Consider the following 26,296-nt stretch of genomic DNA (forward strand, 5'->3'; position numbering starts at 1 on the left):
GGTTCAGGATTTCCCGCCACCCGGTTTTTCCCCTTACATATTCCTGCGGTACTGGCCGCCGACCGCATACAGGGCGTTGGTGATCTGCCCAAGACTGCAGTGTTTGACCGTTTCGAGCAGTTCGTGAAAGATGTTACCACCACTGAGAGCCACTTGCTGCAGGCGCTCAAGCGCTGCAGGGCAATCGTCCTTATGCCGGTTATGGAAATCAGCGAGACGGGCAATCTGTTCGTCCTTTTCTTCGTCGGTCGACCTGGCCAGTTCGAGGGTCGCCGCCTGTTGATCAAAATCAATGTCCGGATTGCGGAAGGTATTGACACCGATGATCGGATATTCGCCGGAATGCTTCAGTCGCTCGTAGTACATGGATTCTTCCTGGATTTTACTCCGCTGATAGCCGGTTTCCATGGCCCCGAGTACGCCGCCCCGATCGGTAATCCGGTCGAACTCGGCGAGAACCGCCTCTTCGACCAGGTCGGTCAGTTCCTCGACAATAAAGCTGCCCTGGTTGGGGTTCTCATTCTTGGCCAGACCCCATTCATTATTGATGATGAGCTGGATGGCCAGGGCCCGGCGCACCGACTCCGAACTGGGGGTGGTTATCGCCTCATCGTAGGCGTTGGTGTGCAGGCTGTTGCAGTTATCGTAGATGGCACAGAGCGCCTGCAGACTGGTTCTGATATCGTTGAACTGGATCTCCTGGCTGTGCAGCGACCGGCCTGAGGTCTGGATATGGTATTTTAACCGCTGTGACGAGGTGGATGCGCCGTATTTTTCCTTCATCGCCACAGCCCAGATGCGTCTGGCCACCCGGCCGATGACGGTATATTCCGGATCCATGCCGTTGGAGAAAAAGAAGGACAGGTTCGGCGCAATCTGGTCGATGGCCATGCCCCTGGACAGATAATATTCCACATAGGTAAAGCCGTTGGACAGGGTGAGGGCCAGCTGGGTGATCGGGTTGGCCCCGGCTTCGGCGATATGGTAGCCGGAGACGGATACCGAATAGAAATTCTTCACATTCTGGGCAATGAAATATTCCTGGATGTCGCCCATCATTTTCAGGGCGAATTCGATGGAGAAGATGCAGGTGTTCTGACCCTGGTCTTCTTTCAGGATATCCGCCTGCACGGTGCCGCGCACATTGGTCAGGACCATGGCCTTGATGTCGGCATATTCGCTGTTGTCCGGCTGCCTGTTCTTTTCCGCAACGAAGCGGTCCACCTGCTGGTCGATGGCCGTGTTCATGAACATGGCCAGTATGATCGGTGCCGGGCCGTTGATGGTCATGGATACCGAGGTGGTGGGCGAGCAGAGTTCAAAGCCGTCGTAGAGCTGTTTGACGTCATCGAGGGTGCAGATGCTCACCCCGGAGGTGCCGATCTTACCGTAAATGTCCGGCCGTATGGCGGGATCCCAGCCATACAGGGTCACCGAATCAAAGGCGGTGGACAATCTCTTGGCCGCGTAGTTGGAGGAAAGCAGTTTGAAGCGTCGGTTGGTCTGCACCGGGCCGCCTTCTCCGGCGAACATGCGCGTTGGATCTTCGCCGGTGCGTTTTAAGGGAAAGACACCCCCGGTATAGGGGAAATATCCCGGGAGATGTTCCTTGCGCATCCAGCGATAGATATCGGCCGGATCGCTGAATCCGGGCAGGGCAATTTTCGGGATCTTCGAGTGGGAAAGGGATCGCGAATGCAGCGGGACATGGATTTCGCGACCGCGCACCGTATAGATCAGGTCGTCGCCGGCGTAAGCCTCCTTGATCTTCTCCCAGCTGTTCAGGCTGTCCATGGTCTCGCGGTCGATCGTTTGAGCAGTCGCCGCGGCAGCGGATCGGAGAACTTCCATGGCCGTGCCGATGTCCTCTCCTTCTTGCTGACTGAGCAGTGCAATGGTCGACTGGACATGAGAGTTTTGTCGGACGGCTTTGCCCTGCTGGTCTGATTTTGCATGATAGCTGCGCAGGGCAGCAGAAATTTCCGAGAGATAGCGAATCCTTTCCGACGGAATGACAATCGATTTGGAAGAGGGTATTTTTTGTGCAGGCTTGGCCAGTTTTGGCTGTAAGGTAAGGGCTGTTTTCCTGCCCAGCTGCTCAATGATGCCATGATAGAGGGCGGTGACTCCGTCGTCATTGAATTTTGAGGCGATGGTGCCGAAGACCGGTAAGTCTTCCGGGGCAATTTGCCACTGTTTGCGGTTGCGCTGCACCTGCTTGCGGATATCCCGGATGGCGTCGTCGCTGCCTTTTTTCTCGAATTTATTGACGACGATGAGATCGGCATAGTCGAGCATATCGATTTTCTCCAGCTGGGAGGGCGCCCCAAATTCGCTGGTCATGACATAAAGGGATATATCGGCCAGTTCGGTTATTTTCGAGTCTCCCTGGCCGATGCCCGCCGTCTCGACGATGATCAGATCAAAGCCTGCCGCCTTGGCGACGAGGACAGCTTCCGGCAGTGCTTCGGAAACCTCCGTTGCCGAGTTTTGCGTGGCCAGGCTGCGCATATAGACCTTGTCCGAGCTGCTGATCGAATTCATGCGGATCCGGTCACCGAGCAGTGCGCCACCGGTCTTGCGTCGTGATGGGTCGCAGCTGATGACGGCGATGCGAATATCTTTGATGTCATGGAGGAATCTAACCAGGATTTCATCAGTGAGCGACGATTTCCCGGCCCCGCCGGTACCGGTAATACCGATGACCGGCGGGTTGTGCTTTTCCGTGAGCGGGGTGAGCATCGCCGTCAACTCCTGCAGCCTGCCGTTGTCGTTTGCCTTGGCCAGCTGTGCGGCGGAGATGAAACCGGCGATAGTCTTCGGATTGGAGAAGCTGAGTTTTTCCGGCCGAAGATCATGGAAAGGCAGCGTCGGGAAATCGAGGATTTTGATCATATGATTGATCATGCCCTGCAACCCCATGGACGCGCCATCTTCCGGAGAGTAGATCTTGGCCACGCCGTAGCTTTCCAGCTCTTTGATTTCCTCGGCGACGATTACCCCGCCGCCGCCGCCGAATACCTTGATATGAGCGGCATCGTTTTCTTTGAGCAGGTCGATCATATACTTGAAGGCTTCCATATGCCCGCCCTGATAGCTGGACATGGCTATTCCCTGGGCATCTTCCTGTATCGCGGTGTCGACCAGTTCCTGGACCGATCTGTTGTGGGCCAGATGGATGACTTCGACACCGGAATCCTGCAGGATCCGTCGCATGATATTGGTCGAGGCGTCGTGGCCGTCGAAGAGGGAGGTGGCAGTGATGACTCGAACAACGTTTTCAGGCCGGTAAATTTCAACATCCGCGTGCATAATTACTCCTTCATTCCTACTAGGTTACTGGGATGCCGTCCGCAGACAGCCGCCCAGCATGATAGTGTATCGTATGGTATTGTGCAGACGGATGTTGCCTTTGATTATCGTGGGTAATCCTTGCTGGAGAATGAACTTATTTGTTTTTTTCCTCAAGAAAACTCATGATAAATTCCGTCTGTTGTTCAATAAACTGCTCAATCGTAAACTTTTTGGCAAAATACCAGCGCCTGAAGGCCCAGATATGGCCAATCACCGAGATATTATGGCCAATAAGATTAATGGTGTCATCGTCGAGCTGCGGCAATTTCCCCAGCTCGCGCAGCTCGCGCATTGCCTCGATAAACAGGTTGGTAATACGCAGTTCCGCCTGTGTAACCTTTTCCTGCCATTTTAACGGGAGGAAGTGGGTCACCTGGTACATGAGCAGGACATGGTCGCTCATCCGGTTGCAGACCAGGAAATACTCGCGGAGGACCTCGGCCAGTGCGGCTTTTCCGACAGTTGGTCGGGCGAGGGCCTCCTTCACACCTTGTTCAACTTCAGTGTGAATGGCAATGCAGACCAGGTAGAGCACATCATCCTTGGTTGATACGTATTCGTACAGTGAACCGATGGAAAGCCCGGTTGCCTTGGCCAGCGCACGGGTGGTCGTTTTATGATACCCGTGTTTGATAAAGAGTTTCACCGCCGCGTCAACTATCTGTCTTCTGCGTTCTTTTACCAGTTCCTGGTTTTTAATATGGGTGACGACTTCCTGCGAATGCGTATCACTATCCTGCATATACTTTTCTCCCAGAGATAACTGTTAATCGTTTTTTGTGTATAACGGAGCTATTGTGAAAAAGTATACAAAAAAACGGGAGAACAAAAGGAAAACATGACGACCACCCTGAACCTTCTCCAGCCAGCAAGGCGAAATGACAGGAGTTTTGCCGGGTTACCGTACTAAGGCCGCACCGATTACCAGACGCTGAATCTCACTGGTTCCTTCATAGATCTCAGTAATTTTCGCATCACGCATCATCCTTTCCACCGGAAAATCACGCGTGTATCCATAGCCGCCGAGGATCTGCACCGCCTGGGTAGTAACCTTCATCGCTGTTTCACTGGCCATCAGTTTGGCCATGGCCGAGGCCTGGGAATAGGACAGACCGTTACTGGCCTTGTAAGCGGCGTTGTAGACCAGAAGTCTGGCTGCTTCCGTCTGGGTCGCCATATCGGCGAGCTGAAACTGCACGCCCTGAAATCTACCGATAGGGCTGTCAAATTGTTTCCGTTCCTTGGCGTAGTTTACCGCAGCGTCGAGTGCTCCCTGGGCAATACCCAGGGCCTGGGAGGCAATGCCGATGCGGCCGCCGTCAAGGGTTTTCATGGCAATCTTGAAGCCCTGGCCCTCTTCGCCGAGAAGATTGTCCGCCGGGATGCGGCAATTGTCAAAGATCAGCTCCAGGGTCGGGGAGCTGCGAATACCCAGTTTCCGTTCTTTTTTGCCGAAAGAAAAACCCGGCGTGTTCTTTTCAACTATAAAGGCGCTGATGCCGTAGTGTTTTTTCGCTTCCTTGTCGGTCCGGGCAAAGACAACGTAGGTTTCCGCCTCGCCGCCATTGGTGATAAAAATCTTCGTCCCATTGAGAATCCAGCTGTCGCCTTCCCGGACCGCAGTGGTTTTGGTGCCGCCGGCATCCGAGCCGGCCGAAGGTTCGGTCAGGCCGAAGGCACCCATTTTTTCACCCTTGGCCAGGGGAACAAGAAACTGCTGCTTCTGTTCTTCACTGCCAAAAAGATAGATCGGATTGGCGCCGAGGGAAAGGTGGGCAGACAGGGTGACCCCGGTCGAGGCACAGACCCGGGAGAGCTCCTCCACGGCTATGGCGTAACTGATATAGTCCGCACCGGCACCGCCGTACTCCTCGGGAAAGACGATACCGGTCAGGCCGAGTTCCCCAAGTCTGCCAAACATCAATGCCCGGTCAAACCGCTCTTCTTCGTCGCGAATTTTTGCTGTCGGCGCCACTTCCGTTTCGGCGAATTCACGAACCATGTCGCGGATGAGGTTCTGTTCTTCAGTCAGTTCAAAAATCATGAAATTGTACTCCGGAAAAGTGGTTTACTGAGCATCCAGGGAAGAATAATGCATTCCTTCCCTGGACGAAGCAGCTGCTATTTTTTGCTCTTCAACTCGGGAAAATCCTGATAGAAGAATTCAAGTTTTTGTGCCTCACCGACTTTTTCCTTTCGATCGATTTCCTGCTGCCGTAATTCCACCCGGCGAATTTTGCCGCTGAGGGTTTTAGGGACCTGTGGAACAAACTCGATAATTCTTGGAATCTTGAATTTCGCGAGGATTCTTATGGTGTGTTTGAAAATATCCAGGGCCAGTTCCCGTGAAGGTACCTGATCCTGTTTAAGAATGATAAACGCCTTCACCAGCTGATGGCGCTTTTCATCCGGGACACCGACGATGGCCGACTCGGCAACGGCCGGATGTTCGAGAACCGCACTTTCCACCTCGAAGGGACCAATGCGGAAATCGGAGGACTTGATAACATCGTCGCTTCGGCCGACAAACCACCAGTAGCCGTCTGCATCGATGGAGGCCCGGTCGCCGGTGTAATAGAGGTTGTTGCGGAAGACTCCAGCCATTTTTTCCGGACTACCGATATACTCGGTGAAAAGGCCGATTGACCGCCACTTGTCCAGTTTCACCACGATATGACCGGGCTCGTCGGCTACGGTGAGTTCTTTGCCGTCATCGTCGACCAGGGCTACATCATACATAAATGACGGGTGACCGAAGGAACCACTCTTCATTTTGCCGTTCATCCAGGGATGGTTGCCGATCATGGCGGTTGATTCGGTCTGGCCGTAGAAATCTCTGATTTCCGTTCCGGTGAGTGCTTTCCAGCGGGTGATGACTTCAGGGTTGAGCGGTTCGCCGGCGCCGATCGACTGGCGAAGGGCGGAAAAATCAAACTTGGAAGTGTCGAGGTTGATGAACATCCGCCAGGCAGTCGGTGGGGCGCAGAAGGTGGAAATTTTATGGGTGGTGATCATGTTCAGATACTTGTCGCCGTCGAGCACGGTGAAATTGAAACCGGTCGCCGTGGCCCCGACATTCAACGGGGCGAAAAAACTGGACCATGCCCATTTGGCCCAGCCGGGAGCACCGAGGTTATGATGGATGTCGTCGGTGCGAATGCCGGTCATCACCGAGGTGGACAGATGGCCTAAGGGATAAGAAACGGCGGTATGGCCGACGCGTTTCGGCAGGCCGGTGGTGCCGGAGGTAAAGAAACAGAACAGCAGGTCGTCGGATCGGGTTTTGGCAGGTTCTGCCGCAACAGCCTCTTTGGAAAGATCGGTATAACTGGTCCAGCCGGCTTTTTTTCCTCTGACCAGTTTAATCTTCGGGGTCGATTTCGTCGTTGCCAGGGCCGCATCAATAACATCTGTATAGATTTCGTCGGCAAGAATTGAATCGGGCGGATAGGTTTCAAATCTGAATTCAAGCTCTCTCTCGGTCATGGTTGTCGCGGTCGGTACGGCAACCAGCCCACCTTTGATACAGGCGTAACTGGTAAACCAGGTTTCCGGTACGATCGGAACCATCATGTACATATTGTTGCCCTTGTCAACACCTGCCTTTCTCAGCCCATTGAGACACTGATTGCCCTGGAAGGAAAAATCCTGATAGCTGTAACTCTTACTTTCCGTGGTGACAATATCGGCCCAGATAAAGGCAGTTTTATCTCCGCGTTCCTTAACATGCATTCCTTCAAAAATTTCTGACGCCCAGTTAAAATATTCAGGGAGTTCCATAAAGTTGAGCTTTTCAAAAAAGGCTTGAGCGACATCCTTTTTATGGTCATTATCATCCATCATGTTAAGGTCCATTACTTCTCTGTACAGACTGTCCATGCCCATAGGTGACTCCTTACGGTTCAGATTTGAAAATGATTAACTAGGTGAAAAATAAATTTTTCTTTGACCGAGAGATCACAACTGAGCGCTCGGTCGGTTTATGTGTCGAACTAAATAATAATTAATGATGTTTGTCAAAGGATTTTTTTATTTTGCGCTAAGAATTACTTTTAAGAGAAAAAAATGGTACCTTTTTTTGGTAAAAATTTATCTCGGCTGTACGCATCGGTTGAAAAATCGACAAGGGAGGAAGCTTGAATGTATTTGCCACACCATCAGCTAAAAAAACATTGACAAACAGCGCCTTGTCGATAACCATGAAAATACGATTGAGCGCTTGGTCGGTTTTTTGCCGTGGGAAATATGCCGGCGTAAAATGATCGACAGCAGGAGCTGAAATTATGAAGATTGACCTTAAATATGAGGCAGATTATGAGAAAAGCGGTAATAGTCAGTGCGGTACGAACCCCATTTGGCAGTTTTGGCGGATCCTTGAGTAAAATCGGCGCCACGGATCTTGGCGCCATGGTCATTAAGGAAGCGGTTAGTCGATCAGGGATCGACAAGACACTGGTCGATGAATGTATCATGGGCATGGTCCTGCCCTGCGGCTATGGCCAGAACCCCGGCAAACAGGCGGCTATAAAGGCTGAGCTGCCCCAGGAGGTTGAGGCCATTACCGTCAATAAAGTGTGCGGATCCGCACTGAAAGCGGTGATGCTCGCCGCCCAGGCCATCCAGTGCGGTGATGCCGAGGTTATTGTTGCGGGCGGCATGGAAAGCATGAGTTCGGCGCCTTACTATCTCGAAAAGGCCAGGTGGGGTCACCGCATGGGACCCGGTAAGATTGAGGATCACATGATCCATGACGGGCTGTGGGACGTGGTCAACGATTTTCATATGGGCATGTCCAATGAACTCATCTGCGAGAAATGGCAGGTGAGTCGAGAAGACCAGGATCGTTTTGCCGAGCAGTCGTACAAAAAAGCGCTGCAGGCGATTAAGGACGGCGTTTTCAAGGATGAAATAGTGCCGGTGCCTCTGCCGCAGAAAAGAGGGGAAACAACGTTTTTTACCACCGATGAATGTCCCCAGGAGACATCGTTCGCCAGCCTGCAGAAGATGCGGCCGGCCTTTAAAAAGGACGGCGTCGGGACCGCCGGCAATGCCTCGGTCATCAGTGATGGAGCGGCTGCCGTGGTGGTGATGAGCCGTGAAAAGGCCGAACAACTCGGCTGTACCATCATGGCTGAAATTGGTGCTCAGGCCTCGGCCGGAATAGAGCTGAAGCACGTGCTTATGGCTCCGATCCTCGCTATTCCGAAGGTCTTGAAAAAAGAAGGTGTCTCCCAGGCGGATATTGACCTCTTTGAGATCAATGAGGCCTTCAGCGGCGCTTCGGTGGCCATCAACAGGGTGCTTGAGCTCGATGCGAGCCGTGTCAATGTCAACGGTGGCGCTGTCGCCATAGGCCATCCGATCGGTGCCAGCGGGGCTCGATTGCTGGTGAGCATTTTGCACGAAATGGGTAGAAGAGACGCCAAACGAGGACTGATATCTCTTTGTCTTGGTGGGGGTGAGGCGGTGGCCATGGTGGTTAATCGATGATTTTTTGTTCTTATTGCAGGAGGGGAAGAGATGGAAATTAAAAAATTTGGTGTGATCGGGGCCGGTCAGATGGGCAACGGTATCGTCCAGGTCGCAGCGACCAGCGGCTTAGATGTCCTGATGAGCGATATCAAAGAGGAATTTACCGCCAGGGGGATGGCGACCATCAAGAAAAACCTTGACCGGAGTGTGGAAAAAGGCAAAATAACCAGCGTCGAATGCGAGGCAATCCTTGGGCGGATTTCCACCACCACGGATCTTGCCGATATGGCCGGGGTTGACTACGTTGTCGAGGCGGCAGTCGAACGTGAAGACCTGAAATTCAATATCTTTCGCGATCTTGACAGCGCCTGCCCGGCCCATGTCATTCTTGCCAGTAACACCTCTTCTATTCCGATCGGCAGGATAGCCGCGCAGACCAGGCGGCCGGAAAAAGTTATCGGCATGCACTTTATGAATCCGGTTCCGGTCATGAAGCTGGTCGAGGTTATAAAAGGTCTGGCGACCAGCCAGGAGACCTTTGACACCACCTGGGCTCTTTGTCAGAAATTCGGCAAAACTGCCGCCGAGGCCAATGATTTTCCTGGATTTATTGCCAACAGGATCCTTATGCCGATGATCAACGAGGCGGTTTTTTGTGTTTATCAGGGGGTCGGCAAGGTTGAAGACATCGATACGGTGATGAAGCTTGGCATGAACCATCCGATGGGCCCGCTGGCCCTGGCCGATCTCATCGGTCTTGATACCTGCCTGGCCATTATGGACACCCTCTACGATGGGTTCAAGGATTCCAAGTATCGTCCCTGTCCTTTACTGAGAAAATATGTTGAAGTCGGCTGGCTGGGTCGCAAGTCCGGCAAGGGGTTCTACCAGTATTAAGTGAGGAGAGCGTATGCCAATCGACAGTGTAGTTGTTCCGGCGGGTGAACTGGCAGACAGGATTGCAAAATTACAAAAACTCCTTGCTGCACGGGAAGTAGATGGCGCCCTGATCTGCCAGAAGACCGATCTCTTCTATTTCGGAGCCACCTCGCAGCAGGGGTGGCTCTATGTGCCTGTCGCCGGCAAGCCCATCCTCATGGTTTTTAAGGATTTTGACCGGGCGCGGCAGGAATCTCCCCTTGAGGAAATTGTTTCGCTTGTCGGCATAAAACATATAGTCGGCGTTCTGCAGCGGTACGGTTATCCACTGCCCAAGGTACTTGGCATGGAGCTTGATGTATTGCCGACTAACCTCTACCTGCAATACTGCGCCATTTTTAAACAAGCAAAGATTGAGGACATTTCTTATGAAATCCGCTTGCTGCGGGCGGTTAAATCAGAATATGAAATCATAAAAATGAGGGCTGCGGCAAAATTGTCGGATAAGGTCGCCGCCATGGTGCCGGAGCTGCTGCAGGTCGGCCAAACCGAGGTGACCCTGAGTGGTCAATTGGAAGGGTATGCCAGGAGCCTCGGCCACCAGGGAATTGTCCGGATGCGCATGTGGGGCGGCGAACTCTTCTATGGTCACCTCATGTCCGGTGATGGCGCGGCGGTGCCCAGTTACCTCGCCTCGCCTACGGGAGGTACGGGCGTCAGCACTGTTATCGGCCAGGGTGCCGGGTTCCGAAAAATCAGTGCCAATGAACCCATCCTGGTTGACTATGTCTTTGCCTTGGATGGCTACCTCTGCGATCATGCACGGATTTTCTCCATCGGCAGGCTTCCCGCCGATCTCGAGGCGGCCCATACGGCAATGCTCGAGATTCAAGATGAAATCAAGACCCAGGCAAAGCCTGGAACGCTGACCGGAGAACTGTACGACCTGATGATTTCTCTGGCGGAAAAAAAAGGCTATGCGGAAAACTTCATGGGCGTCGGCGATCGAAGGATTCGATTTACCGGTCATGGGCTTGGCCTGGAACTGGATGAGTTTCCATTTATTGCCCAGGGGCAGCAACTGGCCCTTGAAGAGGGGATGATTATTGCCCTGGAACCAAAGACAATTTTTCCGGGTAGAGGTGTTGTCGGTATCGAAAATACCCATCTGGTCACCCAAAATGGTCTCGAACAGCTCAGCAGTTATCCGGACCAAATAACCATTATACCTTAGAAAAGGGGGAAAGCATGTCCATCCAGGCCAAGAGTGCAAGCGAGTTGGATTCGCGGGAAACCGCCCGTTTTATCATTGATCTCTTTCATCGACTTATACTTCATCATGGTCTCTGGTTTGCCGAGGTAAAGCATCAGGTCGGCATGGAGAAGGCGCTGGAGATGCTGCAGAGTGCCTCGAAAACGAGCTTTGACATCCAGATGAAACATCTGGCGAAGCTTCTTGGTTTTACCATGGAGGAGGGCATTCCTTCTTTTCTGCTGGAGATGGACGATGCAAGGCTCAACGAACTCAAGGATCGTCTGGCCAAAAACTGGCTGGTGAATGACGGGGTCTGGTTCCAAACCATAGAATTTGCTGCAGGAATGAATGATGCCAAGCGATGCAACGATTCCTGCTGGGCGCAATTTTCGCCTGTTGAAGCGAAATCGATCAGCAATTTTCTGGGGTTACCGGAAAATCCAGGGCTTGAGGGTCTGAAGAAGGCTCTGGGCTTTCGCATCTATGAAAGCATCAACAGCCAATCGATTGTCGAAGAAACGGCGAACAGCTTTGTGTTTCAGATGAATCGCTGTCGTGTACAGGATGCCCGAAAACGCAAGGGACTCGATGATTATCCCTGTAAATCGGCGGGACTCGTCGAGTATACCTATTTTGCCACTGCCATCGACAAGAGAATACGCACCGAATGTCTCGGCTGCCCTCCCGACAAGCATCCCGAGGAGTGGTATTGTGCCTGGAAATTTACCCTGGAATCGTAACTAGATAGAAATAATATCGACTACATATAAGGAGGGACGAAGTGAACTATAACAATTTACAGCTGGAAAAAAGTGACGCCATAGTCACAGTGACCATAAACAGGCCGAAAGCGCTCAATGCCCTGAACCAGCCAACACTCGAGGAAATGCTCAGCTGTTTTAACCAACTGGCTCAGGACCGAAGCGTGAAGGTGGTGATAATTACCGGGGCCGGAGAAAAAGCCTTTGTCGCCGGGGCGGATATCTCCTTTATGCAAGGTCTTACACCCGCTGAAGCAAAGGTTTTCGGCCGGCTTGGCCACGCGGTTACCCGGACTATCGAAAATCTTCCTCAGCCGGTGATTGCCGCGATTAACGGCTTTGCCCTTGGCGGTGGTTGCGAACTGTCCCTTGCCTGTGATATCCGCCTGGCCAGTGACAATGCCAGGTTCGGTCAACCCGAGGTTAACCTGGGAGTTATCCCGGGTTTCGGCGGAACGCAAAGATTGCCGAGGTTGATCGGCAAGGGCCTCGCCAATGAACTGATCTATTCCGGCAAGATAATTGATGCCGCGGAGGCCTGCCGCATTGGGCTGGTGAACAGGGTTGTCGCCCAGGATCGACTTATGGCCGAATGCCGTGAGCTGGCCGTGTTAATCGCCTCCCGTGGACCTGCTGCCGTGCAACTGTGCAAGGAAGTAATCAATAATGGCATGGAAATGGATCTGAACCGGGCCTGCTCCTACGAGGCTGATCTCTTTTCCCTCTGTTTTGCCGGCGAAGAACAGAAAGAGGGCATGATGGCCTTTCTCGAGAAACGTCCGCCCAAATTTCAGGCCAATTAACAGAAATTAAGGATTACTCATGAATCTCGATTTAACCGAAGAACAAAAACTGATTCAGGACACGGCCCGGGATTTTGCCCGGTCGGAACTGGCCCCGGTGGCCGCTGTGCTGGACCAGGGTGGTGACGACAGCAGCTTCTATGCTAATCTGAAAAAGCTCGCCGAGCTCGGCTTCATGGGCCTCAACGTCAAGGATGAATTCGGCGGCACGGAAGCCGGTGTAGTCGCATTCAGCGTAACGATGACCGAGATTGCCCGGGCCTGTGCCGCTACCGCCGTAACGGTTTCCGTGAATAATATGGTCAACGAAGTGATCCAGGCCTTAGGCAGCAATGAACAGAAGGCCCGTTATATTGCCAGGATCTGCAGTGGAGAATATCAGGCGGGGGCCTTCGCCCTTACCGAGCCGGGTGCCGGGTCCGATCCTGCCGCCATGACCACGACTGCAGTGCGGGATGGCGATGACTGGGTGCTGAACGGTTCGAAAATTTTTATCACCAGTGGCTCGTTTGCCGGGGTTTTTGTCGTCTGGGCGGTGACTGATCCCGTGGCGCGCAAGGGCAAAGGGATCAGCCTGTTTCTGGTTGAGGCCGGCACCAGGGGGCTGATCATTGGTAAAAAAGAAAAAAAGATGGGCCAGCATGGTTCTCCGACCAATGAGCTGCTTTTTCAGGACTGCCGTATTCCGGCCGATGCGCTGATGGGGCAGCTCAACGATGGTTTTCGCGCGGCGGTAACCGAACTTGCCGGCGGGCGGATCGGTATTGGCTCTCTGGCTCTCGGCATTGGTCTCGCGGCCATGGACCTGGCGACGCAATATTCTCTGGAGAGGTCGCAGTTCGGCAAGAAAATCAGTGAGTTTCAGGCGATTCAGTGGAAGATTGCCGACATGTACACCGCCCTTGAGGCCTCGCGTCTGCTGCTCATGAATGCCGCCTATAAAAAAGAGCAGGGCCGGTCCTATGCCAAGGAGGCCTCAATGGCCAAACTCTTTGCCACGGAAGCGGCCAATAAGGCCTGCTACGAGGCGATGCAGATTTTCGGCGGATACGGCTATACCAGTGATTTTCCCATTGAAAGGTATACCCGGGATGCGAGAATCACCACGATTTATGAAGGAACCAGCGAGATTCAGCGACTGATTATCGCCAGAGAAATTTTAAATGAATTTTCCTGATCCGAACACGGCTATGCTCGATATCGACGATGCCGGGCGTGGTTGACAACGGAGGGGCAAAGGGGGAGGTGGCGTATGGAAGATATTTTCAGCAGGCGAAGAAGTATCAGGCGATTTTTGGACAGACCGGTTGAACCCGATACCTTGGCGGAGGTTCTCGAGGCGGCAAGGATGGCCCCGTCATGGGGGAATCTTCAGTGCTGGGAACTGGTGATAGTGCAGGCCGCAGCAGACAAAAAAAAGCTGGCCGAGCTGCTTTCCGCGAAAAATCCGGCGTCAAAATGTATGGAGTCCGCGCCCGTGGTCATTGCCGTTTGCGGTAATCCCTTGAAATCGGGCTATTATAAGGAACAGCAGGTAACCCGTTATCAGCACTGGTTTATGTATGACCTGGGCCTCATCAGTGAAAATATCTGTCTGAAGGGTTGTGCGCTTGGCCTGGGCTCGGTCATTGTCGGCTCTCTTGACCATAAGGCGGCTGAAGAGCTGCTGCACATCCCTGCCGGTTATGAACTTGTCTCGCTTATCCCGATCGGCTATCCGGATCACGCCCCTTCACCGCCAAAGCGCAGGGAATTGAGTGATTTTGTGCATTACGATCGTTTCACTGCGTCCTGAACAGATACTGCTCCCTTGCCGGCATCCGTTGTCTCTTGTCTGGGTGCCGGCTTCCCGCCATACCCTTATCCGCCAGTGAAGATATTCGTCTTTCCCGCATAAGTGGCTAAGTGGCAATCTACTTTTTGACTTTTCTCCTTCCCGCTATTAAGATAGCCAATTCGCTTCTATATTATCCGTTAATTTTTTCATTGATCGTGAAATTGAAATTATGCTGCAGGTTGGCCTCGAAAGAGTAGTGCACGATGATTCCCTGTCCTTTGCGGGACAGAGGATTGGATATTTATCGAATCAGGCCTCGACGGACCGGAACTTTGTCCATGGCCGGGTGCTGTTGCACCAGAAATATGGTGACCGGCTGACTTGTCTGTTTTCTCCCCAGCACGGCTTTTTTTCTGAAAAACAAGACAATATGATCGAATCCGATCATGCGCTTGATGCCGTTACCGGCCTGCCCATCTACAGTCTCTATGGTGTGCATCGGCGGCCGACCGCCGAGATGTTCGCCCAGCTCGACGTGCTGTTCATCGACCTGATCGATGTCGGTACCCGGGTGTACACCTTCTTGTATACCATGGCTTATTGTCTGGAGATGGCGGCGCAGCTCGGTAAAAAGGTCGTGGTGCTCGATCGGCCGAATCCAATCGGCGGCGAGCAGATCGAGGGGAACCTGCTCAGGGCCGACTGCACTTCCTTTGTCGGTTTGTATCCTTTGCCCATGCGGCACGGGCTGACCTTTGCCGAACTGGCCCTGTTGATCAACGATGAATTCCACCTTGGCGCCGAGCTCGAGGTGGTCAAGCTCACCGGCTGGCGGCGATCGATGCTTTTTCGGGACACCGGATTTCCCTGGGTATGGCCGTCGCCGAATATGCCGACTCCCGAAACGGCCCTGGTGTATCCGGGCCAGGTGCTCTGGGAAGGGACTCATGTATCCGAAGGCCGGGGCACGACGCTGCCCTTTGAACTGGTTGGTGCGCCCTATTGGCGGCACACGGACATGCTCCGGGCCGTGGCGAAAACCTCATTGCCCGGCTGTTGCCTGCGGCCGGTGGTTTTTGAACCGACCTCCGGCAAGTGGGCGGGGCAGGCGTGCTGTGGTTTTCAGATCCATGTGACCAAGAGTCGAATCTTTCTGCCGTACAGGACCAGTCTGGCCCTGCTGCAGGCGTCAATACGTCTCTATCCGGACCAGTATCAATATAAACAGCCGCCCTATGAATATGAATACCAACGCCTGCCCATGGATCTGATAATAGGTGATCAGCGGGTACGCCGGCAGCTGGAAGAGGGCGTCCCGGTGCGGGAGATCGAAGAAGACTGGCAAGCGGAGCTGCAGGCCTTTGATCGCCTGAGAAAAAAATACTTTCTCTATTAAAACTGGTAGAATCATGACTGAAAAAACAGTATCCGTTGAATTCCTTGCCGAAATGGTCGGTGGCCGGATCGTCGGCGATAAGCATGTTCTTATTCGCCGATTTGCCCCCCTCGACACCGCCGGCCCTGAAGATATATCCTTTCTGGCGAAAGCAAAAATGGTTGACCTGCTCGAAACGACCGGGGCGGGCGCGGTGATCGTTCCCTTAGGCATAGAGGCGGTTAAAAATATCCCCGTTATCCAGGTGAAAGACCCTTATCTGGCCGTCGCGCTTATCCATGGTTTTTTGGTCCAGGTACCTTTTACGGCCCGGGGCATTCATCCACGGGCCTTTGTCGGGGAACAATGTCTTCTTGGCCGGAAAATCTCCATCGCCCCGCTGGCTGTTCTCGGCAACCGCGTCAAACTAGGGGAAAGGGTCACGGTCGAGGCCGGTGCCGTTCTCGGCGATGACGTGGAAATTGGTGACGATTCGACTATTCATGCAAACGTTACCGTCTATGAAAGGTGCCTCATCGGCAAGAGAGTGACTATCCATTCCGGCACGGTAATCGGCAGCGATGGCTTTGGCTATGCGGCCAATGAGCGCGGCGAACATATCAAACGCCCACAGGTCGGTATTGTCCGGATTGATGATGATGTTGAGATTGGTGCGAATACCTGTATCGACCGGGCCGCCTACGGCGTTACCTGGATCAAGTCCGGCGTGAAGATAGACAATCTCGTGCAGGTAGCGCATAATGTCGTGGTTGGCGAGAACAGCCTGCTGGTGGCCCAGGTCGGCATTGCCGGCTCGACGACTCTTGGCCGAAATGTCGTCATGGGGGGGCAGGCAGCTACTGCCGGTCATCTTACCCTTGGTGACCAGGTTATGGTCGCCGCCCGGGGCGGAGTGCACAACGATCAACCCAAAGGTGCTGTACTGGGTGGTGCCCCGGCAATCCCGGTGCGTCAATGGGCCAAGGCGACGGCTGTCTTTGCCAAACTCCCGGAATTGCAGTCTGAGGTAAGAAAACATAGCAGGGTCCTTGCAGAGCTTGGCAGTACGTCTGAAAAAAAAGAATAATTAAGGAGATGGAGAAATGAGTGAGGTTGTTGTCCCGGAAAACATAGATATCATGGAAATCCTGAAGGTACTGCCGCATCGATATCCCTTTGTGATGGTCGACCGTATCCTCTCCATCGACATCGGCAAAACGATTGTCGGGCTGAAAAACGTGACCATAAATGAACAGTTTTTTCAGGGACATTTTCCTGGACGCCCGGTCATGCCGGGGGTGTTGATCTTAGAGGGACTGGCCCAGGTCGGCGGGATAATGGCCTATTATGCCAATCCCGAAACGATCGGTAAGAAATTGCTTTTTTTTGCTGGCATCGATAAGGCCAGATTCAGAAGGCCGGTTGTTCCCGGGGATCAGTTGATTTTCACCCTTGAACTTATAAAAAAGAAACGATCGATCATGGTCATGGCGGCAAAAGCCACGGTGGATGATCAGTTGGTCGCCGAAGCTGAACTTATGGCCTCCTTTACATGAAATTGCTGAAAATGAAGCTGTTTTCGATCGGTTTACCCCCATCACCTTCGATTGACTATTGTCTAAAAATATTGCAATAATAACCGGAAGCAGGTAAGCAGAGCAACTTTTTATCATTTGCTGTAATTACTTTACACAAAATATATTTACGTAATTCTACCCACACCCATATAGAATATCATGTCCATACATCCCACCGCCGTAGTAGATGCCAAAGCCGAACTCGACTCCTCCGTCTCCGTCGGGCCGTATGCCGTTATAGAAGCTGGAGTGAGGATTGCTGCCGACACCAGGATACTCCCCCATGCGGTTGTCTCGGGACCAACGACCATCGGCGAGAGAAACCTCATCGGCTCCTTTGCCGTGGTCGGCGGAGCCCCCCAGGATCTTGGTTATAAGGGGGAACCAACCGAGCTGATTATCGGCTCCGACAACCAGATTCGCGAGTTTGCTTCGATTCATCGGGGAACGCCGAATGGGCATGCGAAAACGGTTATCGGCAACCACAACCTGCTCATGGCCTATACCCATGTCGCCCACGACTGCATGATCGGTGACCATGTCATTATGGCCAACGTCGCCACGCTGGCCGGACATGTAGAGGTAGGGGACAGGGCCTCGATCGGCGGCCTGGTTGCCGTGCACCAGTTCTGCCGTATCGGTACCTACAGTTATATCGGCGGAGTTTCGGGGATTGGTCTGGATGTTCCACCGTATGTCATTATTGCCGGAACGAGAAATAGAACGAGAATTTCCGGGATCAATAAGGTTGGCTTAAAGCGTAACGGTTTTAGTCGCGAGACGATCAAAATGCTTGATAAGGCATATCGCATCATCTTTAGATCGCCTAGCCTGCTTATGAAAGATGCCATCGAACTGGCACAGAAGGAATTCCCGACCTGTGAAGAAGTGCAGACGCTGGTGAAATTTTTTCTCGAATCCAAACGTGGCGTCGTCAAACAGACGGTTGAGGACTAAAGTCGGTTTTGGCCAAGGTTATAGATCAAAAAAGCATCGGCGTTATTGCCGGTGGCGGGCAGTTTCCCCTGTTGTTCATCGAAGCCGCCCAGGCGGCCGGCAGACGGGTGGTGGTGGTCGCCCATAAGGGGGAAACCGATGAAAAGGTCGCGGAGGCGGCCGATGCGGTGTGCTGGGTCAAGCTCGGACAACTCGGCAAGGTGATATCCTTTTTTAAACAGGAAGGGGTGGGAGAAACGGTTTTCCTCGGCACTATCACCAAGACGCAGATTTTTCGCGATGTGCTGCCTGATTTCAAGGGCCTGACGCTGTGGAATAAAATCGACCGGAAACAAGACGACGCCATACTCCGCGCCATCGCCGGGACGCTTGAAAAAGAAGGGATCAAAGTACTGGAGTCGACGCTTTATCTGCGGCATCTGCTCTTCCCGGTTGGCGTCATCACCAGGAAAAAACCGAACAAAAAACAACGCCTGGATATTGAATTCGGCTGGCAGAACGCCAGGGCCATTGGTAAGCTTGATATCGGACAATGCGTCGTGGTCAGAAACTGTACTGTTCTCGCCGTCGAGGCTATTGAAGGCACCGATGCGACAATTTTGCGCGGCGGGGCCCTGGCTAAAGAGCAGGCCGTTGTCGTCAAGGTAAAAAAGCCGGGTCAGGATTTTCGCTTTGATCTGCCGGCAACTGGTCTCACGACAATCAGGAGCCTGCAGCAGGTGCAAGGTGCCGTGCTGGCCGTGGAAGCCGGGCAGACGCTGCTCTTTGATAAAGAGTTAATGATTGAAGAGGCGAATAAAGCGGGTATAGTAATCGTTGGTGTTGTTGAACGCGAGGATGGTTCCCTCCAGATGGAGTGAAAAATAAGGTTGTACACTCTTTACCGCGGTGACGTAGATTTACTAATTTAACGGAAGAGGTACTATGCAAGCTATGATTCTGGCCGCTGGTTTAGGTACCAGGCTTGAGCCGCACACGCTGATTCGTCCGAAACCTCTTTTTCCCATCCTCAACCAACCGCTTCTTCTGCTCACCATAAAAAGGCTGCAGGCCCTGGGCTTTGACCATATTGTCGTCAACTGTCATCATCTTCGAAACCATATTGTTGAGGCACTGGCCGGCCTGCAGGGCGTTATTGTGCAGGAAGAGGAGGTAATTCTGGGAACCGGCGGCGGCCTGCGGCGGGCCCTGCAATATCTGCGTGATGAACCCCTGCTGGTCAGTAATGGAGATATTTATCATACAGTCGATTTATTGAGCTTGTACCGTCATCATCTGATAAACGACAATCCGGTCACCTTGGCGATGCACAATCATCACCGCTTCAATACTGTCAGGGTGAAAAACGGTAAGGTAGTCGGCTTTAACAAGCGGGTCGAACACGGGCAACTTGCCTTCACCGGTCTGCATGTCATCGAACCGGCGGTTCTCCATGACATACAACAGAATACTTTTTCCTGCATTATCGATCTCTATCGAAAAATGCTCCAGGAGGGACGGAAGATAGGCTGTTACCGGGCGGATAACTGTTTCTGGACGGATATCGGTACGGTTGATGATTATCTTGCCCTGCACCAGGGACTGCTCACCGGTATTATTCCCTGCTGGCAGGAGATTGGCCCGGTGAGAAAACCCTACTATATCGCCAAGAGAGCCAAGCTGCCGGTGCATATCTGCCTGAGTGGCTGGGCCTGTATCGGCGAGGCGCATATTGAAAACCGAACACATCTTGAACGAGTCGTGGTCTGGGACGACGTGTCAATTCCCTGCGGCAGCCGACTGCATGATATGATCGTCTCTTCCGACTATGGCAAAAACTGAGAGCCAGGTGCATACAGAACAACTATCAGACCGGGACATTCTGCGGTGCGCCGGGGAAATGCTTGCAGAAAAAGGGATGCTGACCAGCTCGGAGATGCAACCCTTGGTAACGGGTGCGAGCTGCCGGAAGATTGACAGTGACGGCTCGACCAGAAGATTCTGGCGGATGCAGAGAGATAATGCACCCTTTTGTCTTATTGCCGCTCCAGCCGCGACCAGTCCTGCCGAACTGGCCGAATCCCGTTCCGCCTGGAAAATCGGCAGCCATCTGCACCAAAAGGGCGTGCCTGTTCCACAACTTTTCGGCTGGGATAACGCAACCGGCGTGCTGCTCTTCGAGGATCTGGGTGATATCAGGCTACATGATCTCGTGGCAAAGAAGAACCGGACGTCGACGGAACCTAGGGATTCGGCTATCGACTTTTACCGGTCAGCCCTGGAACATCTTGCCGTCATGCAATGTCGGGGGGCGGAGGGTTTTGATCCTTCGTGGTGCTGGGATAATTGCCAATACGATTACCAGCTGATGATCGAAAAGGAATCAGGATATTTTTTACGTGCCTTCTGGCAGGGGCTTCTCGGGCACGAGGTTGATGCTGGGGTGGAGGACGAACTGCAGGACATCGCCCGCCGTGCCGGCGAGGCGCCGGCCGGTTATTTCCTGCACCGGGATTTTCAATCGCGAAATATCATGATCAAAGAGGGCGCCGTCCGGTTTATTGACTTTCAGGGCGGCCGACTCGGCCCTCTCGGCTATGACCTGGCGTCACTGCTTATCGATCCTTACAGCAGGCTGTCTCTCTCGTTGCAGGAGGAGCTGCTGACGCACTATCTGCAGGCGATACATGGGTATGCTACGATCGAAGAAGCTGTATTCAAAAGACAGTTTAGCCTGCTTGCCCTGCAGAGGAACATGCAGATCGTCGGTGCATTTTCCTTTCTCTCTCAAGTCCGGCAAAAAGTATTTTTTTTAAATTTTATACAACCATCCCTGGTGTCTCTGAAAAACCGACTGGAGGAGCCGCTTTTTAAGGACTATACTCTGCTCCGCACCATGGTCAACAGGGGACTGAAAGAATTGGTACCTGCTTGAAACAGTAGACAATTCATGGCGGAACTGCTTTGCCGACCCTCATTTAACAACCCGCTTTGTCACGTTTCGAGCGTATAGAGCTTTCGTAGGATACACTATGTCAAAAACCAGTAATCTGCCCATCGTCGCCCTTGTCGGGCGGCCAAATGTGGGCAAATCGACACTTTTCAACAGGATTACCAAGTCGCGCAAGGCCCTGGTCGACCCGACTCCGGGAGTGACCCGGGACCGTCACTACGAGCGGGTGGTCTGGGAACACAAAGCCTTTATTCTCGTGGACACCGGCGGACTTGACGACAATCCCGAAGATGCCATGGTCCAGCATATCCGTAATCAGGCGATGCAGGCCATCGAGGAAGCGGACATTGTCATGTTTCTCATGGACGGCAAACAGGGATTGACGCCGGCCGACTGGGATGTGGTGAAGATGCTGCGCCGCACGGAAAAGCCCGTCTTCTACCTGGTCAATAAAATTGATGGCCCGGAGGTTGAGGTGGAACTGCTCGCCCAGTTTTATGAGCTGGGCATTGAGCAACTGTGGTCCGTTTCCGCTGAACACAGTTACGGGTTCAGGACACTGATGGATGGGTTGTGTGACGCTCTGCCAAGTGACGAGGCTGACATCGAGCTGCCCGAAGGGACGGTCAAGGTGGCCTTTTTCGGTCGGCCGAATGTCGGAAAATCGTCGATGATCAATATGATTCTCGGCGAGAATCGGATGGTCGTATCGGAAATTTCCGGAACAACAAGAGACAGTGTCGATACCCTGGTCACCCACGGTAACTACAGCTATCTGTTTATCGATACTGCCGGTATCCGTCGGAAGGGCAAGACCACCGAGAAGCTGGAAAAATTCAGTATCCTCAAATCCCTTGCCGCCATGGCCAGATGTGACGTGGCGGTGGTGCTCATCGATGCCGAGGAGGGCATTACCGAACAGGATACCAAGGTCATCGGCTACGTCCTGGACGAAGGCAGAGGGCTCATTGTGCTGGTGAACAAGTGGGATCTGGTGCAAAACGATAAAAAGCGGCAGGAGGCGATCATGATGGAAGTTGGCCGGGCCTTGCCCTTTGTCGGCTTTGCCCCCATTTTGAACGTCTCGGCGGTGACCGGTTATGGCATAAAACGTCTTTTCCCGGTCATCGGCTCGGTGTACCGGCAATATTCGGCCACTTTTCCCACTTCGGCCCTCAATAGATTACTGCGCGAGGCGGTCGAGCAACATTCGCCGCCGATTTATAAGAACAAACGGCTTAAATTTTACTATACTGCCCAGGTCGGCACATGTCCCCCTAAATTTGTTGTCATGACAAATAGTTACAAAGGAGTGCATTTTTCCTACGAGCGCTATCTGACCAATCGTTTCCGCGAGGGGCTCGGCCTGGACAAGGTCCCTATCCAACTTTTCTTCAAGGATAAATCCGAACAGCGAGGGGAGAAAAAATAACAGCGGGGCAGAGTCGTTCAGACTCTGCCCCGCTGCCGTTTTATCACCTTTGATGGCGTCGTAAAAACTCTTCGTCTACATGGCAAGGGCCTTGTCAACAGCCCTCTTGAAGCCTGCCGCCGATCTCCTGATGACATCGTCGGGAACACAGAAGGCAATCCGGATATGTCCCGGTGCGCCAAACCCGACACCCGGCACGGTGAGAATTTTTTCCTCCTGCAACAGGGCGGCGAAGGCAACGTCGTCGGCAAGAGGCGTCTTCGGGAAGACATAGAAGGCCCCTTTGGGTTCGGTGAAGCTAAAGCCGGCCTCGCGCAATATTGTGCAGATGATTTCCTTTCTCCGGGCATAAATCGAGGTATCAACCGTGACATCCTGCAGCTCGGCAACCACCCGCTGCATAAGCGCCGGGGCATTGACAAAACCGAGAATCCGGTTGGCCAGGGTCAGTGCATTGAGGAGTTCGGCCTTCCCTTCAATTTTCGGATGCACAGCCAGGTAGCCGATGCGTTCGCCCGGCAGGGACAGGTCTTTTGAATACGAGGAGACGACAATACTGTTGGCGTAGGCAGCAAAAATACTCGGCACCACATGTCCGTCAAAAACAATCTTCCTGTACGGTTCATCGGCGATCAGGTAAATGGCGGTGCCCAATTTTGCCGAGGCCTCTTCAAGAAGCCTGCCGAGTGCCTCCAGCGACTCTTTGCTGTAGATCTGGCCGCAGGGGTTATTGGGGGAGTTGATGATAATTGCTTTGGTTTTGCTGGTCAGTGCCGCTTCGATTGCCGATAAATCAAGGTTGAACTGTTCATCGGTGGCGACCATTTTGCTTACCCCGCCATGGTTGTCGATGTAGAAGCCGTATTCGACAAAATAGGGCGCGAGAATGAGCACCTGGTCACCCGGATTGAGGAGGGCCTTCATCACCACATTGAGACCCCCGGCGGCGCCGCAGGTCATAAGCATGTCACCCTCAGTGACGGTCATCTCCTGTTCGGTGGACATCCGGCCGGCAATGGCCTGGCGCACCCAGGGGTAGCCGCCGTTCGGCATATAGGCATGCATGCCGGGGCTGGGATTCTGGACGATTTCCCGGATCACCTCGTCAAATTTCGGCGGAGGCGGTGCGTCGGGATTGCCGAGGCTGAAGTCGAAAACGTTCTCCGCGCCATGGGCGGCCTTCATCTTCGCCCCTTCCTCAAACATTTTCCGTATCCAGGAAGATTTCTCGGCGAATAGTCTCATTTTATCTGCAACGGCCATTATATATCTCCTTAAAAAACGCTTTGTTAAATACATTTCTGTACGAAATGTAGAAAAATACTATCGAGCCCTGGCGGAAGAAATTACTGCTTTTTAAAAAAATCATAGGCAGCGTTGATTTCCTTCATCTTGTCTTCGGCAACGGCCCTGAATTCATCACCCAGATGTCTGACCTTATCCGGATGATACTGCATGCTGAGCTTGCGATAGGCTTTTTTGATTTCTTCCTTGCTTGCACCATTTTCCAGGCCAAGGGTGGCATAATGCTGTCCAGCCATGTCCCGGCCACCGGCCTCGGCGCCGTGCTGCTGTCGGTAACGGTATTTCGCCTCGATGGTGCGCTGGTCGTATTCGGAAACATTGAGGTAGAAAGCGATATAGCGGGCAACCTTCAGCTCGTCTTCGGGAACAGTAATCTTGGTGAAGAGAACCTGGTAGACGAGTTCGAGCAGTATAAGTCGCGGTTCGTAGCCAAAGGTGGATTTAAACTCCTGCAACAGCGCTTCTAAGGACTGGGTGGAGTTGGTCGCCTCCTTGATCAGTTCCTTGACCCAATGCATCTGCGTCTGACTGTAGCGCAGATTGTATTGGAAGAAACGGTGAATGGTCTGGACTTCGTCCCTGGTGATCTGCCCATCTATTTTTGCCGTATGGATAAGAATATGGACGAGGAGCCAGACAAAGCGGTTATGGCTCTCCGACTGGGACTGCTCATAGGTGGCAACTTTTTTCCGTATCCAGAAAGAAAAGCCGAAAAACAGGGCGACAAAAAGCAATATTCCGGCCAGCCCGGTATAGATAAGGGTGCCGAGAAATGAGATAAGGGCGGGAGCACCTCCGGATATAAAAACAATCAGGAGGGCTATGAGCAAGCATCCGCCGCAACCGGGTTGCTGCTGTCGTTGATATTGCATGATAGGCTGGAGGGGGTATTTTATTGATCTGACGTGTTTGACTTGCTGTGGAAAAGAGCATCGACAAATTCACCGGCATCGAAGTCTCTGAGATCGCTCATTTTTTCGCCGATACCAATAAAGCGGATGGGAATCTTCATTTCTTTGCAGATGTTGACGACGATGCCGCCCTTGGAGGTGCCGTCGAGTTTGGTGAGGGTAATGCCGGTGACGCCGACCGCATCATCGAAGAGCCGGGCCTGGGATATGCCGTTCTGGCCGGTGGTGGCGTCGATGACCAGCATGACTTCATGTGGCGCCCCTGGGAGTTTCTTGCCCATGACCCGTTTGATTTTTTTCAATTCTTCCATCAGATTATCTTTGGTATGCATTCGTCCGGCCGTATCGACGAGAACGACATCGATATTTTTCGTCTGGGCGATGCCTAGGGCGTCAAAGACCACCGAGGAGGGATCGGCGCCGTCTTTATGGGCAATAACCGGTACGTTACTTCGTTCGCCCCAGATTTTCAACTGGGAGACCGCTGCTGCGCGAAAGGTGTCGCCGGCCACGAGCATGACCGAGTTGCCCGCCTGTTGAAATTTTCTGGCTATTTTTCCGATGGTGGTTGTTTTGCCCACCCCGTTTACGCCGATGACCATAATAACGAAGGGACCTTTGTCGGGCATGACCAGCGAGGCGTCCTGGTCGTTTTCCGCAATAAGGTTTTTGATTTGTACCTTCAGGGTTTCTTTCAGGGACCTGGGGTCGTAGAGCTCCTTTCTCTTCACCCTGCGCCGGGCATTTTCGAGCAGTTCCCGAGCGGTCGCCACCCCCAGGTCGGCAGTTATCAGGATCTCTTCGAGATCATCGAGCATGGCCGCATCGATCTCTTTTTTGCCGAGAAACAGCGCGTCCAGCTGATAGGTAAAGGTCTCTCTTGTCTTGCCGAGTTTCTCGGTGAGCCGGGAAAAGAGGGACTTCTTTTTACCGACCGGGCTCGGAACAGCAGATTCCTTAACGATCTTGAGAGGTTTTTCTGCTTCGGTCGCTATGGTATCTGGCAGTGTTTCCGGCGCTGCTGCTGTTTCCGGCTCGGGTATGGAGTGTGGTTCAGGTTCCGGTTCAGGCTCTGCTTCTATTTCTGCTTTTACTTCTGCTTCCGGTTCCGGTTCTGCGGCGTCTAATGGTTCCGCCTCTGCAGCGAAGGTCGGTTCAATTATTTCGTCGGCTGGAGCAGGGGGTTCGTCAACATCCTGTGCCTGGAGTTCAGGAAGCGGCAGGTCGAGTCCAGGTTCTGCTTCGCTTTCAGATTGCTCATGTTCAGAAAAAGGTGTATCAGTGCTGATGTCATCGACAGGCGTCTCTTCTATGGTCTCTTCTGTATGCGAAACCGGCGCTTGTTTTTTGAATTTTTTCTTAAACCAACCTAGCATTGTTTATTCCTGGAAGAGTTTGTCTGGGGAAGTGAGCCTTTATTAAGGCACGAAGTATCATATTACGTAGAGAAGTGAAAGAAAGCAACAAAAAGTAAGGTGTAAAAATTTGCGGTTTGCGGCCTTGGCG

At 52.9% G+C, this 26,296-nt stretch carries 22 protein-coding genes; 15 read left to right on the forward strand and 7 right to left on the reverse strand.

Annotated elements, in window-relative coordinates:
* Positions 1–33: 33 nt before the first annotated feature.
* From icmF to ACYQ8U_RS12550, 4 genes are all read right to left on the reverse strand, one after another.
* Complete coding sequence (gene icmF / locus ACYQ8U_RS12535) at positions 34–3,312, reverse strand: fused isobutyryl-CoA mutase/GTPase IcmF (RefSeq protein WP_459945883.1); 3,279 nt, start codon at positions 3,310–3,312, stop codon at positions 34–36.
* A gap of 136 nt (positions 3,313–3,448) precedes the next feature.
* Complete coding sequence (locus ACYQ8U_RS12540) at positions 3,449–4,096, reverse strand: TetR/AcrR family transcriptional regulator (protein ID WP_459945884.1); 648 nt, start codon at positions 4,094–4,096, stop codon at positions 3,449–3,451.
* A gap of 156 nt (positions 4,097–4,252) precedes the next feature.
* The gene (locus tag ACYQ8U_RS12545) at positions 4,253–5,398 is read right to left on the reverse strand and encodes an acyl-CoA dehydrogenase (protein ID WP_459945885.1); all 1,146 of its coding nucleotides are present in this window, start codon (positions 5,396–5,398) and stop codon (positions 4,253–4,255) included.
* 77 nt (positions 5,399–5,475) lie between these two features.
* Positions 5,476–7,239 (reverse strand): AMP-binding protein, encoded by a 1,764-nt coding sequence (locus ACYQ8U_RS12550; protein ID WP_459945886.1) that lies wholly within the window; start codon positions 7,237–7,239, stop codon positions 5,476–5,478.
* Between the two features lie 429 nt (positions 7,240–7,668).
* On the opposite strand from ACYQ8U_RS12550, the gene ACYQ8U_RS12555 reads away from it, so the two are divergent.
* The 15 genes from ACYQ8U_RS12555 (at position 7,669) to der (ending at position 22,574) form a co-directional block, all read left to right on the forward strand.
* The gene (locus tag ACYQ8U_RS12555; protein ID WP_459945887.1) at positions 7,669–8,844 is read left to right on the forward strand and encodes an acetyl-CoA C-acetyltransferase; all 1,176 of its coding nucleotides are present in this window, start codon (positions 7,669–7,671) and stop codon (positions 8,842–8,844) included.
* A 30-nt stretch (positions 8,845–8,874) separates the two neighbouring features.
* Positions 8,875–9,723, forward strand: a complete 849-nt coding sequence (locus ACYQ8U_RS12560; protein WP_459945888.1) for a 3-hydroxybutyryl-CoA dehydrogenase — start codon at positions 8,875–8,877, stop codon at positions 9,721–9,723.
* A 13-nt stretch (positions 9,724–9,736) separates the two neighbouring features.
* On the forward strand, positions 9,737–10,939 hold the full coding sequence (locus ACYQ8U_RS12565; RefSeq protein ID WP_459945889.1) for a M24 family metallopeptidase: 1,203 nt from the start codon (positions 9,737–9,739) through the stop codon (positions 10,937–10,939).
* 14 nt (positions 10,940–10,953) lie between these two features.
* A complete protein-coding gene (locus ACYQ8U_RS12570; RefSeq protein ID WP_459945890.1) occupies positions 10,954–11,700 on the forward strand; it encodes a DUF6125 family protein in 747 nt (248 codons plus the stop codon).
* Between the two features lie 41 nt (positions 11,701–11,741).
* On the forward strand, positions 11,742–12,524 hold the full coding sequence (locus ACYQ8U_RS12575) for an enoyl-CoA hydratase-related protein (protein ID WP_459945891.1): 783 nt from the start codon (positions 11,742–11,744) through the stop codon (positions 12,522–12,524).
* Between the two features lie 19 nt (positions 12,525–12,543).
* A complete protein-coding gene (locus ACYQ8U_RS12580; protein ID WP_459945892.1) occupies positions 12,544–13,701 on the forward strand; it encodes an acyl-CoA dehydrogenase family protein in 1,158 nt (385 codons plus the stop codon).
* A gap of 75 nt (positions 13,702–13,776) precedes the next feature.
* Entirely contained in the window at positions 13,777–14,319 is a 543-nt protein-coding gene (locus ACYQ8U_RS12585) for a nitroreductase family protein (protein ID WP_459945893.1), read from the forward strand.
* 211 nt (positions 14,320–14,530) lie between these two features.
* On the forward strand, positions 14,531–15,697 hold the full coding sequence (locus ACYQ8U_RS12590) for an exo-beta-N-acetylmuramidase NamZ family protein (RefSeq protein WP_459945894.1): 1,167 nt from the start codon (positions 14,531–14,533) through the stop codon (positions 15,695–15,697).
* 13 nt (positions 15,698–15,710) lie between these two features.
* The gene (gene lpxD / locus ACYQ8U_RS12595) at positions 15,711–16,763 is read left to right on the forward strand and encodes a UDP-3-O-(3-hydroxymyristoyl)glucosamine N-acyltransferase (protein WP_459945895.1); all 1,053 of its coding nucleotides are present in this window, start codon (positions 15,711–15,713) and stop codon (positions 16,761–16,763) included.
* 16 nt (positions 16,764–16,779) lie between these two features.
* Positions 16,780–17,232: a 3-hydroxyacyl-ACP dehydratase FabZ gene (fabZ, locus tag ACYQ8U_RS12600; protein ID WP_459945896.1), complete on the forward strand. Its 453-nt coding sequence runs from the start codon at positions 16,780–16,782 to the stop codon at positions 17,230–17,232.
* A 180-nt stretch (positions 17,233–17,412) separates the two neighbouring features.
* Complete coding sequence (lpxA, locus tag ACYQ8U_RS12605) at positions 17,413–18,210, forward strand: acyl-ACP--UDP-N-acetylglucosamine O-acyltransferase (RefSeq protein ID WP_459945897.1); 798 nt, start codon at positions 17,413–17,415, stop codon at positions 18,208–18,210.
* Positions 18,211–18,218: 8 nt separating this feature from the next.
* Complete coding sequence (locus ACYQ8U_RS12610) at positions 18,219–19,070, forward strand: LpxI family protein (RefSeq protein ID WP_459945898.1); 852 nt, start codon at positions 18,219–18,221, stop codon at positions 19,068–19,070.
* A gap of 64 nt (positions 19,071–19,134) precedes the next feature.
* Positions 19,135–20,031, forward strand: a complete 897-nt coding sequence (locus ACYQ8U_RS12615) for a nucleotidyltransferase family protein (protein WP_459945899.1) — start codon at positions 19,135–19,137, stop codon at positions 20,029–20,031.
* Between the two features lie 7 nt (positions 20,032–20,038).
* A complete protein-coding gene (locus ACYQ8U_RS12620; RefSeq protein WP_459945900.1) occupies positions 20,039–21,124 on the forward strand; it encodes an aminoglycoside phosphotransferase family protein in 1,086 nt (361 codons plus the stop codon).
* A gap of 97 nt (positions 21,125–21,221) precedes the next feature.
* A complete protein-coding gene (der, locus tag ACYQ8U_RS12625; RefSeq protein WP_459945901.1) occupies positions 21,222–22,574 on the forward strand; it encodes a ribosome biogenesis GTPase Der in 1,353 nt (450 codons plus the stop codon).
* A gap of 75 nt (positions 22,575–22,649) precedes the next feature.
* On the opposite strand, the gene ACYQ8U_RS12630 is transcribed toward der, so the two are convergent.
* The 3 genes from ACYQ8U_RS12630 to ftsY all read right to left on the reverse strand — a co-directional run bounded on the left by ACYQ8U_RS12630 (position 22,650) and on the right by ftsY (position 26,166).
* Positions 22,650–23,837 (reverse strand): pyridoxal phosphate-dependent aminotransferase, encoded by a 1,188-nt coding sequence (locus ACYQ8U_RS12630; RefSeq protein WP_459945902.1) that lies wholly within the window; start codon positions 23,835–23,837, stop codon positions 22,650–22,652.
* 83 nt (positions 23,838–23,920) lie between these two features.
* A complete protein-coding gene (locus ACYQ8U_RS12635; RefSeq protein ID WP_459945903.1) occupies positions 23,921–24,751 on the reverse strand; it encodes a DnaJ domain-containing protein in 831 nt (276 codons plus the stop codon).
* Between the two features lie 20 nt (positions 24,752–24,771).
* Positions 24,772–26,166, reverse strand: a complete 1,395-nt coding sequence (gene ftsY, locus ACYQ8U_RS12640; protein WP_459945904.1) for a signal recognition particle-docking protein FtsY — start codon at positions 26,164–26,166, stop codon at positions 24,772–24,774.
* Positions 26,167–26,296: the final 130 nt, after the last annotated feature.

This window comes from Desulfocastanea catecholica (genome assembly GCF_054657295.1).

Bases quoted from the DNA above. Each gene is read 5' to 3' on its own strand.
- ACYQ8U_RS12580 (WP_459945892.1), top strand. From the start codon at position 12,544: ATGAATCTCGATTTAACCGAAGAACAAAAACTGATTCAGGACACGGCC.
- ACYQ8U_RS12555 (WP_459945887.1), top strand. From the start codon at position 7,669: ATGAGAAAAGCGGTAATAGTCAGTGCGGTACGAACCCCATTTGGCAGT.
- ACYQ8U_RS12560 (WP_459945888.1), top strand. From the start codon at position 8,875: ATGGAAATTAAAAAATTTGGTGTGATCGGGGCCGGTCAGATGGGCAAC.
- ACYQ8U_RS12545 (WP_459945885.1), bottom strand. From the start codon at position 5,398: ATGATTTTTGAACTGACTGAAGAACAGAACCTCATCCGCGACATGGTT.
- der (WP_459945901.1), top strand. From the start codon at position 21,222: ATGTCAAAAACCAGTAATCTGCCCATCGTCGCCCTTGTCGGGCGGCCA.
- ACYQ8U_RS12540 (WP_459945884.1), bottom strand. From the start codon at position 4,096: ATGCAGGATAGTGATACGCATTCGCAGGAAGTCGTCACCCATATTAAA.
- ACYQ8U_RS12590 (WP_459945894.1), top strand. From the start codon at position 14,531: ATGCTGCAGGTTGGCCTCGAAAGAGTAGTGCACGATGATTCCCTGTCC.
- fabZ (WP_459945896.1), top strand. From the start codon at position 16,780: ATGAGTGAGGTTGTTGTCCCGGAAAACATAGATATCATGGAAATCCTG.
- ACYQ8U_RS12550 (WP_459945886.1), bottom strand. From the start codon at position 7,239: ATGGGCATGGACAGTCTGTACAGAGAAGTAATGGACCTTAACATGATG.
- ACYQ8U_RS12615 (WP_459945899.1), top strand. From the start codon at position 19,135: ATGCAAGCTATGATTCTGGCCGCTGGTTTAGGTACCAGGCTTGAGCCG.
- ACYQ8U_RS12585 (WP_459945893.1), top strand. From the start codon at position 13,777: ATGGAAGATATTTTCAGCAGGCGAAGAAGTATCAGGCGATTTTTGGAC.
- ACYQ8U_RS12570 (WP_459945890.1), top strand. From the start codon at position 10,954: ATGTCCATCCAGGCCAAGAGTGCAAGCGAGTTGGATTCGCGGGAAACC.
- ACYQ8U_RS12635 (WP_459945903.1), bottom strand. From the start codon at position 24,751: ATGCAATATCAACGACAGCAGCAACCCGGTTGCGGCGGATGCTTGCTC.
- ftsY (WP_459945904.1), bottom strand. From the start codon at position 26,166: ATGCTAGGTTGGTTTAAGAAAAAATTCAAAAAACAAGCGCCGGTTTCG.
- ACYQ8U_RS12565 (WP_459945889.1), top strand. From the start codon at position 9,737: ATGCCAATCGACAGTGTAGTTGTTCCGGCGGGTGAACTGGCAGACAGG.
- lpxD (WP_459945895.1), top strand. From the start codon at position 15,711: ATGACTGAAAAAACAGTATCCGTTGAATTCCTTGCCGAAATGGTCGGT.
- ACYQ8U_RS12630 (WP_459945902.1), bottom strand. From the start codon at position 23,837: ATGGCCGTTGCAGATAAAATGAGACTATTCGCCGAGAAATCTTCCTGG.
- lpxA (WP_459945897.1), top strand. From the start codon at position 17,413: ATGTCCATACATCCCACCGCCGTAGTAGATGCCAAAGCCGAACTCGAC.
- icmF (WP_459945883.1), bottom strand. From the start codon at position 3,312: ATGCACGCGGATGTTGAAATTTACCGGCCTGAAAACGTTGTTCGAGTC.